Source organism: Puniceibacterium antarcticum (assembly GCF_002760615.1).
Taxonomy (GTDB): domain Bacteria; phylum Pseudomonadota; class Alphaproteobacteria; order Rhodobacterales; family Rhodobacteraceae; genus Puniceibacterium; species Puniceibacterium antarcticum.
Window position 1 is genome coordinate 1 of record NZ_AWWI01000094.1, and the last position, 10,382, is coordinate 10,382.

Below are 10,382 nucleotides of genomic sequence, written 5' to 3' on the forward strand. Positions count from 1 at the left end.
GCCACGCGCCATCGCGGCGGCGCCGTAGCCCGCCAGAACCAGCAGCACGGCGCCCGCGGTCTGGGCCAGCGCGCAATCGGCGGGCAGGTGGATGCCGCAGGTCAGCGCCACCGGGTCGCCGTCAACCGAAACGATCCGCCAGCGGAATGCCTGCCGCCCAAGATGCCGGTTGGCAGCGCGCAGCGGGTCAATCACCGAACCGAGCGTCAGCAGAGAGGCCTGGGGCATGACCAGCACGTCCAGCTCCAGCACCTCTTTTGGGCCGGGATGTGGGATGGGGAAAAAAATATTGACGCGATCTGTCATGAAATCTGCCTATATTGTCAAATCCCCGATGGCAAATCCTCTACGCTTGTCGGCAAGACCGATAGGAGTTTCCCATGCCACTTGCCGCAAACAAAGACGTTTTCATCACCTGCGCCGTCACCGGATCGGGCGCGACGCAGGATCGCAGCCCGCATGTGCCCCGCTCGCCCCAGCAGATTGCCGAGAGCGCCATTGCGGCGGCCAAGGCAGGTGCTGCGATCGTGCACTGCCACGTCCGCGACCCAGAAACCGGCGCGCCGTCGCGCGATCCGGCGATGTTCCGCGAAGTGACCGAACGCATACGCGATAGCGACACCGACGTGGTGCTGAACCTGACCGCCGGGATGGGCGGCGACATCGTCTTTGGCGGGGTCGAGGCGCCCTTTCCGGTGAATGCCGCCGCCAGTGACATGGTCGGCGCGACCGAACGGATGCTGCATATCGCCGACTGCCTGCCCGAGATCTGCACGCTCGATTGCGGCACGATGAACTTTGCCGAGGCCGATTACGTCATGACCAACACGCCCGGCATGCTGCGCGCCATGGGCGGGATGATGACGGCGCTTGGCGTCAAACCCGAGATCGAGGCCTTTGACACCGGCCACCTTTGGTTTGCCAAGCAGCTGGTGGAGGAGGGCACGCTGACCTCGCCCGCGCTGGTGCAGCTTTGCATGGGGGTGCCATGGGGCGCGCCGAATGACATGAATACGTTCATGGCGATGGTGAACAACGTGCCCCAGGACTGGACCTGGTCGGCGTTCACGCTGGGGCGCGACCAGATGAATTATGTCGCCGCATCGGTGCTGGCGGGCGGCAATGTGCGGGTCGGGCTGGAGGATAACCTCTGGCTGGCCAAGGGGCAGCTGGCAACCAATGCGCAGCTGGTCGAACGCGCCGTGACGATCATCGAGGCGATGGGGTCGCGGGTCATGGGGCCGCAAGCCGTGCGCGAAAAGCTGGGGCTGACCAAGCGCGCGCCGAAGGTGGCAGCATGAAGGCGGCAATCATTGGCGGCGGTGTCATCGGCGGCGGTTGGGCCGCGCGGTTCCTGCTGAACGGCTGGGATGTGGCGGTCTTTGACCCCGATCCGCAGGCGGCGCGCAAGATCGGTGAGGTGCTGGCAAATGCCCGCGCGGCTCTGCCGCAGCTCTCCGATACCGGCCTGCCGGCGGAGGGCCACCTCAGCTTTGCCGGGTCGGTGGCCGAGGCGGTGACGGGCGCGGATTATATTCAGGAGAGCGTCTCGGAGCAGCTGGCGCTGAAACACCGGGTGTTCGCCGAGATCCAGGGCGCGGCGCCGGATGTGCCTCTCGGATCCTCGACCTCGGGGTTCAAGCCGTCCGAGTTGCAGCAGGGCGCGGTGTCGCCGGGCGTGATTTTCGTCGCGCATCCGTTCAACCCGGTCTACCTGCTGCCGCTGGTCGAGATCGTGCCGTCCGTCGCCAGCACGCAAGGGTTCACCGACGGCGTGCTGGAGCTGCTGCGGGATATCGGGATGTTCCCGCTACAGGTCCGCAAGGAGATCGACGCCCATATCGGGGATCGTCTGCTTGAGGCGCTTTGGCGAGAGGCGCTTTGGCTGGTCAAGGATGGCATCGCCACGACAGAAGAAATCGACGATGTCATCCGCATGAGCTTTGGCCTCAGATGGGCGCAGATGGGCCTGTTCGAGACCTACCGTATTGCCGGTGGCGAGGCGGGCATGAAGCATTTCATGGAGCAGTTCGGCCCCGCGCTGGCCTGGCCCTGGACCAAGCTGATGGACGTGCCCGAGTTTACGGACGAACTGGTCGATCTGATCGCCGGCCAGTCCGATGCGCAGTCCGGCCACCATACGATCCGCGATCTTGAACGCATTCGCGATGGCAATCTGGTGGCGTTTCTGCGGGCGCTGAAGGACCGCGACTGGGGGGCGGGCAAGGTCTTCAACGACCACGACCGCAGGCTTGCCGCACAGGGTGATATAACAAATACGACAGAGACTGTTCTGGCGGCGACAAAGCTGGTGGTGCTGCCCAGCTGGATTGACTACAACGGTCACATGACGGAAAGCCGCTATCTGTTCGCGGGGTCGCAAATCGTCGATGCCTTTCTGGCCCGGATCGGGGCAGGGCTCGATTATGTGGCCGCCGGACACAGCTATTACACTGCCGAGACCCATATCCGCCATCTGGGCGAGGCGAAACTGGGCGCACATCTGACCGGAACGGTGCAGGTGCTGAGCCATGACGAAAAACGCCTGCATATCTGGATGACGCTGACCCGTGACACGGACGGCGCCGAGGTTGCGACCATCGAACAGATGCTGCTGCATGTCGACATGGCCGCCGGGCGCACCTGCGCGGCAGAGGCGCGCGTGCTGAAAACACTTGATGACATTGCCAGAACACAAGCCGGTCTGCCGCGCCCCGCCGCGGCCGGACGGCATGTTGGCCAGGGCAGGGATGATGCATGACGATACGAACCGAATTTCCATTTCCGGTCACGGAAACGCCCGACCTCTGGATCCCGCTGGCCGACGGCACCCGGCTGATGGCGCGGCTGTGGTTGTCCGAAGGGGCAGGGCCGGTGCCTGCGGTGCTGGAGTTTCTGCCCTATCGGCGGCGCGACGGCACCACGGCGCGCGATGCGCTGACCCATCCGTATGTCGCCGGTAACGGCTATGCCTGCCTGCGGGTCGACATGCGTGGCAATGGCGACAGCGACGGGCTGATGGACGATGAATACAGCGCGCAGGAACTGTCGGACGCCTGCGAGGTGATCGCCTGGATCGCCGCGCAGGACTGGTGCAGCGGCAATGTTGGCATGATGGGGATCAGCTGGGGCGGGTTCAACTCGCTTCAGGTGGCGGCGCTGCAGCCGCCCGCGCTGAAGGCCATCATCACGCTGTGTTCCACCGTCGACCGCTATGCGGATGACATCCACTATAAGGGTGGCTGCTTGCTGAACGAAAACCTTGGCTGGGCGGGGACGATGCTGTCCTATTCCTCCCGGCCCCCCGATCCGGCGATGCGGGGCGACTGGCGCGAAGAATGGCTGAAACGGCTGGAACATCAGACGTTTCTGGCGACCACCTGGCTGAGCCATCAGCGCCGCGATGCCTATTGGCAGCACGGTTCGGTCTGCGAGGATTTCGGGGCGATCAAGGCCGCCGTCATGGCCGTCGGCGGCTGGGGCGACAGTTACAAGAATGCCGTGCCGCAGCTGGTGGAAAATATCACCGGCCCGGTGCGCGGCATCGTCGGCCCTTGGGTGCACAAATACCCGCATTTTGCCGTGCCGGAGCCGCGCATCGGCTTTCTGCAGGAAGCACTGCGCTGGTGGGATCAACACCTGAAGGGCGTCGACACAGGCGTCATGGAGGGACCGGCCTACGCCGCCTATCTGATGGACGGCGTGCGCCCCGCAACATGGTACGAGACCCGTCCGGGGCGCTGGGTGACCGAGGCCGCATGGCCGTCGGCCACTATCGAAAACCGCGTGATGGATTTGTCGCCGCTTGGACTTGGGAAGGGCGCGGACGCGCTGGACCTGCCGCTTTCCTCGCCGCAGCATTGCGGCGCGCAGGGGGGCGAGTTCTGTGCCATCTGGCTGGGGCCGGAAATGCCCGGCGACCAGCGCACCGATGACGCGCTGTCCGTCTGCTTTGACACTGCGGCGATGGGGCAGACCGATATCCTTGGCGCGCCGACGTTGCGTCTGAAACTGCGTGCCGACAAGGCGGCGGGTCAGATCGCCGTGCGCCTGAACCACGTCCACCCCGATGGGGCCTCGACCCGGATCACCTGGGGCGTGCTGAACCTGACGCATCATGCCTCACATGCCGATCCGCAGGCGCTGACGCCGGGGGCAGAGTTCGAGGTCACCCTCGCGCTGGATCACATCGCCTATCGCCTGCCGGACGGGCACCGCCTGCGCGTCGCCGTGTCGTCTGCCTACTGGCCGATGATCTGGCCCGCGCCCGAGGCGACGGTGCTGACGCTGTGCGACGGGGCGCTGACGCTGCCGGTGCGGCCTGCGGCAAGGGGCGATGAAATCACCTTTGCCCCGGCCGAAAGCGCCGCGCCGCTGAAGGATGACATTCTGCGCCCCGGTTCGCATGTCCGGCGCAGCGAGACGGACCATCAGACCGGCACTGTCGCGCTGGTGATCGAGGATGATTTCGGCAAAAGCGGCAACGGTGATCATGGCCTGATCGCAGGGTCGGTCGCGCGGGAACGCTGGACCATTCACCCCGACGATCCGCTGTCCGCACGGGGCTGGACCCACTGGACGCAGGAGCTGGAGCGTGACGGAACCCGCCTGCGCACCGAAGCCGTGCAGGAGATGTGGTGCGATTCGGCGACGTTTTATCTGACCGGTCGCCTTGAGGCGTGGCAGGATGATGTCCTGATCTATGAGCGAGATTTCAAGGACGAGGTGCCACGGGACCATTTGTGAACACAAAACCAGACTTTTCGCGCGGTTTGGCAAGAAAATCGTTGCGTCTGTGGCTGGGTGCCGCAGTTTACTGATCAGTCAATCAAAAAACCTTGCGGCGCAGTCTGCGACCGCATGACCTTCCGGGAGAACCAAAAATGAACGACGAACTTCGCTATATGCTCGCCCGTACCGTGCAGGGAAAGATGAACCGCCGTAACTTTCTTGGGCGTGCTGCTGCTGTCGGCCTGACGGCCAGTGCTGCCAGCACGATGCTGGCGACCGGTCTGAAGGCCCAGACGCCCCAGAAGGGGGGAGTACTGAAGATAGGCATGCAGGGCGGCGGTTCGACCGACTCCCTTGATCCGGCGCTGGCGGCCAACCAGGTGACCTTTCAGCTGCTGAAGCTGTTTGGCGATCCCCTAGTCGAGCTGGACCCCGAAGGCGGCCCCGTGCTGATGCGTCTGGCTGAAGCGGTCGAAAGCACCCCGGATGCCAAGCAATGGACTTTCAAGATCCGCAAGGGTGTCAAGTTCCACAACGGCAAGGATCTGACCCCGGATGACGTTCTGGCGACGCTGAAGCGCCACTCGGACGAGAATTCGAAATCAGGCGCACTTGGTGTGATGCAGGGGATCGAGTCGCTGAAGGTCGATGGGGACAATGTCGTGGTCAGCCTGACCGAATCCAATGCCGACCTGCCATATCTGATGGCCGACTATCACCTGATTATAGAACCAAATGGCGGCATGGATGATCCCGCATCGGGCGTTGGGACCGGGGCCTACAAGATCACCGTGAATGAGCCCGGCGTGCGCTACGTTTTTGAAAAGTTCGACGAGTACTGGGACGAAAGTCAGGGCCATTTCGCGGGTGTCGAGATCCTTGTGATCAACGACAATACCGCGCGGACCTCGGCACTGCAGTCGGGGCAGATCCACGTCGCCAACCGGATCGACCCAAAAGTGGCCGGGCTGATGAGCCGCGCGCCAACCATCGACGTGAAGAATGTTTCCGGCAAGGGCCATTACGTCTTCATCATGCACTGCAACACGGCGCCCTTTGACAACAACGACCTGCGGCTGGCGCTGAAATACGCCATCAACCGTCAGGAAATGGTCGACAAGGTGCTGCAGGGCTATGGCACCATCGGCAACGATTTCCCGATCAATGCCTCTTATCCGCTGTTCGACGATAGCATCGAACAGCGTGCCTATGATCCTGACAAGGCGGCCTTCCACTACAAGAAGTCCGGCCATGACGGCACTCCGATTGTGATGCGCACGTCTGACGTGGCCTTTGCCGGTGCGCTCGACGCCTCGGCGCTGTTCCAGCAGACCGCAGAGGCTTCAGGTATTCCGCTGGAGATCAAGCGGGAGCCAGGCGATGGCTACTGGTCCGACGTCTGGAACGTGCAGCCTTTCAGCGCCTCTTACTGGGGGGGCCGCCCGGTGCAGGACCAGATGTATTCGACCGCCTACCTATCGAGCGCAGACTGGAACGACACCCGGTTCAACAACCCCGCTTTCGACAAGCTGCTGATCGAGGCCAAGGGTGAGCTGGACACCGCAAAGCGCAAGGAAATGTACAGCCAGATGGCCTATTTGGTGCGCGACGAAGGGGGTCTGATCCTGCCGATGTTCAACGACTTTATCTGTGCCATCACAACCGATGTGCAAGGCTGGGTTGAAGATCCGAACCAGGATCTGATGAACGGTCTGGTCGCGCACAAGTGCTGGTTTGCCTGAGGGCGGGCTCTTGATCACAACCCTCCTTGGACATCCTGTTGTCCGGCTCGTGGCCCATCGTATTGCGATGGGCCTCGTGCTCCTATTCGCGGCCTCGCTGCTGATCTTTGTTGGGACACAGATCCTGCCCGGTGACGTAGCACAATCCATTCTCGGGCAATCAGCGACGCCCCAGTCCCTAGCCAATCTTCGGGCCGAGTTGGGCCTGAACGAACCTGCCGTCACGCGCTATATCTCCTGGTTGGTGGGCGCGATGCATGGCGATCTGGGCACGGCTCTGACCAATGGTCAGGATATTGCCGAGGCGATGGGACGCCGTCTGGGCAATACTCTGTTCCTTGCCAGTTGCGCGGCCATCATCGCGGTGCCGATGGCGCTGATACTCGGCCTCGTCTCTGTCCGCTATCACCGCCGCTGGCCCGACAAGGTGATCTCGGGTGTCACGCTGGCCTCGGTGTCCGTTCCTGAATTTCTACTTGGCTATATCGTCATGTTCATCATGGCGGTGCGTCTGCACGCCTTCCCGTCGGTATCGACCGTTTATGACAGCATGTCCCTGCTCGAGCGGCTGAATGCCATCGCTTTGCCGGTGATCGTCCTAGTGATGGTGGTCTTGGGGCATATGATGCGCATGACCCGCGCCGCGATCCTTAATGTGATGCAATCGGCCTATATCGAAACGGCCGAGCTGAAGGGCTTGCGCCCGTTCCGCATCATCTGGCGTCATGCGCTGCCGAATGCCATCGCGCCGGTGGTCAACGTGGTGATGCTGAACCTTGCCTATCTCGTCGTCGGTGTCGTCGTGGTGGAGGTCGTCTTTGTCTATCCCGGCATGGGCCAGTATCTGGTCGATCACGTCGCCAAGCGCGATGTTCCAGTGGTACAGGCCTGCGGGCTGGTCTTCGCCGCCGTCTATATTGGTCTGAACATGATTGCCGATGTCGTCTCCATCCTTGCCAACCCCCGTCTAAGGCACCCGAAATGAGCCGCATCCCTCTCTCCGCCCTGATCGGGATGGTGGTGACCGCGGCCTATTTCCTTGCCGCGATCTTCGCCGATGTCATCTCTCCCTACGGATATGCCGATGTGGTCGGCAACGTATGGGACCCGGTGTCCGCTGAGCATTGGCTGGGCACCGACTCTATCGGGCGCGACCTGCTGAGCCGGATGATCTATGGCGGTCAGATCACCATTTTCGTCGCTGCTGCCGCCACGGTTCTGGCCTTTGCCACCGGGGCCTTCTTCGGCTTTCTGGCTGCCGTTTCAGGCGGTTGGGTCGATCAGGTGCTGTCGCGTCTGGTGGACCTGCTGATGTCGATCCCGGCGCTGATCCTGGCGCTGGTAATCCTGTCGGTGCTGCCCGTGTCGGTCCCTGTGCTGATCGGGGTGATGGGCCTGATCGAATCCACCCGCGTCTTTCGGCTCTCGCGCGCCGTCGCGGTTGACGTCGCCGTCATGGATTATGTCGAGGCCGCCCGTTTGCGTGGCGAAGGCACGATCTGGGTGATCTTCCGCGAGATCCTGCCAAACGCCCTGTCGCCGCTGGTGGCCGAGGCGGGCCTGCGCTTCATCTTCATGGTGCTGTTCATCTCGACCCTGTCTTTCCTTGGCCTTGGCGTGCAACCGCCGCTGGCCGACTGGGGCGGCATCGTAAAGGAGAACAAGGAAGGTATCGTCTACGGCATTCCCGCCGCACTTATCCCGGCGGTGGCCATCGCCACACTGGCCATTTCGGTCAACCTCGTGGCGGACTGGGTGCTGACACGCACCTCCAGCCTGAAAGGAGGCCGCGGATGAGCGACATTAAAAACCCGGTACTCGAAATTCGCAACCTGAAGATCGAAGCCACAAGCTATCCCCCCGGCGAGTCCCCCCGCGACATCACAATTGTCGAAGGCGTTTCACTGACCTTGGCGAAGGGCAAGGTCATGGGGCTGATCGGTGAGTCCGGCGCGGGCAAGTCGACGATTGGTCTGTCCTCAATGGCTTACGGTCGGGGTGGCGTGCGCATTACGGGTGGTGAGGTGCTGGTCAACGGCATTGATATCCTCAAGGGTGGGGCGGCTGGCTTGCGCAAGTTGCGTGGCAAGACGGTCACTTACGTGTCGCAGTCTGCCGCGGCCTCCTTCAACCCCGCGCGCAAGCTTATGGATCAAGTGATCGAGACGTCGCTGGCGCTCGGCGTGCCCCGATCAGAAGCCGAGGCGCGGGCGGTTGCGCTGTTTGAAAAGCTCGGCCTGCCGTCGCCGAAAACCATCGGAAACCGCTATCCGCATCAGGTCTCCGGCGGGCAGTTGCAGCGCGCCATGACTGCCATGGCTCTCTGTCCGCAGCCGGAACTGGTGGTCTTTGACGAACCGACCACGGCGCTGGACGTCACCACCCAGATTGAGGTTCTTGCCGCGATCAAGGAAGCGATCCGGGATACCGGCGTCGCCGCGCTTTATATAACCCACGACCTTGCCGTGGTCGCGCAGGTCTCGGATGAGATCATGGTGCTGCGTCACGGGGCTATGGTCGAACTCGGCACCGCCGAGCAGATCATCCATGCCCCGAGGGAGGACTATAGCCGCGACCTCGTCTCGGTCCGTCAGGTCAATCACGCGCAAAAGCCTGCAGAGGGCGAGGCGGTACTGAAGATCAACGATATCTCGGCGCGCTACAGCGGGCTGAAGTTTGACGTGCTCAAACAGGTCACGCTGGAGCTGGCCGCCGGGCAGACACTCGCCGTGGTAGGCGAAAGCGGGTCCGGAAAATCGACATTGGCCCGTGTGATCACCGGGCTTCTGCCGCCCAATGGCGGGTCAATCGAGTTCGGCGGACGTACCCTTTCACCTTCGCTGAAGGGCAGGTCGAAAGAGGATTTGCGCGAGTTGCAGATGATCTACCAGATGGCCGACACCGCGATGAACCCGCGCCAGACCGTAGGCGCGATCATCGGGCGGCCGCTGGAGTTCTACTTTGGCCTGAAAGGTGCCGCCAAGCGCAAGCGCGTGCAGGAACTGCTGGACGAGATCGAGATGGGCGCGGGCTTTGCCGACCGATATCCGGCGGAACTGTCCGGTGGGCAGAAACAGCGGGTCTGCATCGCGCGGGCGCTGGCCGCCAAGCCAAAGCTGATCATCTGTGACGAGGTGACCTCGGCCCTCGATCCGCTGGTCGCAGACGGTATCCTCAAGCTGTTGCTGAACCTGCAAAAAGAGGAAGGCGTGGCCTATCTCTTCATCACACATGATCTGGCGACGGTGAAGGCCATCGCCGACAAGATTGCTGTAATGTATCGCGGCGAAGTCGTTCGCGATGGTGGTCGTGATACCGTGCTGTCACCGCCTTTTGATGATTACACCGATCTTCTGCTGTCTTCCGTCCCGGAAATGCGCCTTGGGTGGCTGGAAGAGGTGATCGCCCATCGCAAGATGGACGCTGGCGGAGAGTGACGGTTTAGCGATGTTCTCGATCAGGAAGGGGCGCTCCTCAGGGGCAGGGGCTGGCCCTTGCGTTCTTGAGGGGCGCCTCACGATGCGGTTCGTGCCTGTGAAGAGCGAGAAAACCGAAGGCGCGGCGATGGTGTTTCGCGTGCGCAAACTTCTGATCCGGCAGCGGACCCAGGCCATCAATGCGTCATGCTGAAAGCACGCCATTGACATGACACTCGGTCTCACGCCCCGCCAGGATTGGACAGCCGGCAAACGAAGGCTCGGGGCCACGACGAAGATGTGCGAGCGATCACTGAGGCGCCTGCTGATCGCTGGAGCCAACAGCGTCGTCATCAAACGGCATGTACATGCGGCAGCCAAACCAGGCACGTGGCTGGCCGGGATCCTGACGCGCAAGCCACCAATGCTGGTGTGTAGAGCGTCAACCACCTTGTCCGCGGGCGACAACCAATTTGGCCGGTTTTGAGGCCGC

At 62.6% G+C, this 10,382-nt stretch carries 8 protein-coding genes and 1 pseudogene; 8 read left to right on the plus strand and 1 reads right to left on the minus strand.

Annotated features, from left to right (window positions below):
* A partial coding sequence (locus P775_RS12835; protein WP_483880068.1) for a type 1 glutamine amidotransferase family protein occupies positions 1–306 on the minus strand: 306 nt, incomplete at its 3' end.
* A gap of 74 nt (positions 307–380) precedes the next feature.
* Between P775_RS12835 and bcoG the strand changes: the two genes are divergently transcribed.
* The 8 genes and pseudogenes from bcoG to P775_RS29880 all read left to right on the plus strand — a co-directional run.
* A complete protein-coding gene (gene bcoG, locus P775_RS12840) occupies positions 381–1,301 on the plus strand; it encodes a 3-dehydrocarnitine:acetyl-CoA trimethylamine transferase BcoG (RefSeq protein WP_099911360.1) in 921 nt (306 codons plus the stop codon).
* On the plus strand, positions 1,298–2,761 hold the full coding sequence (locus tag P775_RS12845) for a carnitine 3-dehydrogenase (RefSeq protein WP_099911361.1): 1,464 nt from the start codon (positions 1,298–1,300) through the stop codon (positions 2,759–2,761). Before bcoG ends, P775_RS12845 begins: the two co-directional genes overlap by 4 nt.
* A complete protein-coding gene (locus P775_RS12850) occupies positions 2,758–4,746 on the plus strand; it encodes a CocE/NonD family hydrolase (RefSeq protein WP_099911362.1) in 1,989 nt (662 codons plus the stop codon). Before P775_RS12845 ends, P775_RS12850 begins: the two co-directional genes overlap by 4 nt.
* 137 nt (positions 4,747–4,883) lie before the next feature.
* Positions 4,884–6,473, plus strand: coding sequence for an ABC transporter substrate-binding protein (locus P775_RS12855; protein ID WP_099911363.1), 1,590 nt, complete (start codon positions 4,884–4,886; stop codon positions 6,471–6,473).
* A 13-nt stretch (positions 6,474–6,486) separates the two neighbouring features.
* Positions 6,487–7,458 carry an ABC transporter permease gene (locus P775_RS12860; protein WP_281256084.1) on the plus strand — a complete coding sequence of 324 codons (972 nt, stop codon included), beginning with the start codon at positions 6,487–6,489 and terminating at the stop codon, positions 7,456–7,458.
* Positions 7,455–8,270: an ABC transporter permease gene (locus P775_RS12865; RefSeq protein WP_099911364.1), complete on the plus strand. Its 816-nt coding sequence runs from the start codon at positions 7,455–7,457 to the stop codon at positions 8,268–8,270. The genes P775_RS12860 and P775_RS12865 overlap by 4 nt, the downstream gene beginning before the upstream one ends.
* Complete coding sequence (locus tag P775_RS12870; protein WP_425439907.1) at positions 8,267–9,910, plus strand: ABC transporter ATP-binding protein; 1,644 nt, start codon at positions 8,267–8,269, stop codon at positions 9,908–9,910. The genes P775_RS12865 and P775_RS12870 overlap by 4 nt, the downstream gene beginning before the upstream one ends.
* A 214-nt stretch (positions 9,911–10,124) precedes the next feature.
* A pseudogene (locus tag P775_RS29880) lies at positions 10,125–10,322 on the plus strand (transposase); the annotation flags it as partial.
* Positions 10,323–10,382: the final 60 nt, after the last annotated feature.

Excerpts from the sequence above, each read along its gene's own strand:
- bcoG (WP_099911360.1), top strand. The coding sequence starts at position 381 with ATGCCACTTGCCGCAAACAAAGACGTTTTCATCACCTGCGCCGTCACC.
- P775_RS12845 (WP_099911361.1), top strand. The coding sequence starts at position 1,298 with ATGAAGGCGGCAATCATTGGCGGCGGTGTCATCGGCGGCGGTTGGGCC.
- P775_RS12850 (WP_099911362.1), top strand. The coding sequence starts at position 2,758 with ATGACGATACGAACCGAATTTCCATTTCCGGTCACGGAAACGCCCGAC.
- P775_RS12855 (WP_099911363.1), top strand. The coding sequence starts at position 4,884 with ATGAACGACGAACTTCGCTATATGCTCGCCCGTACCGTGCAGGGAAAG.
- P775_RS12865 (WP_099911364.1), top strand. The coding sequence starts at position 7,455 with ATGAGCCGCATCCCTCTCTCCGCCCTGATCGGGATGGTGGTGACCGCG.
- P775_RS12870 (WP_425439907.1), top strand. The coding sequence starts at position 8,267 with ATGAGCGACATTAAAAACCCGGTACTCGAAATTCGCAACCTGAAGATC.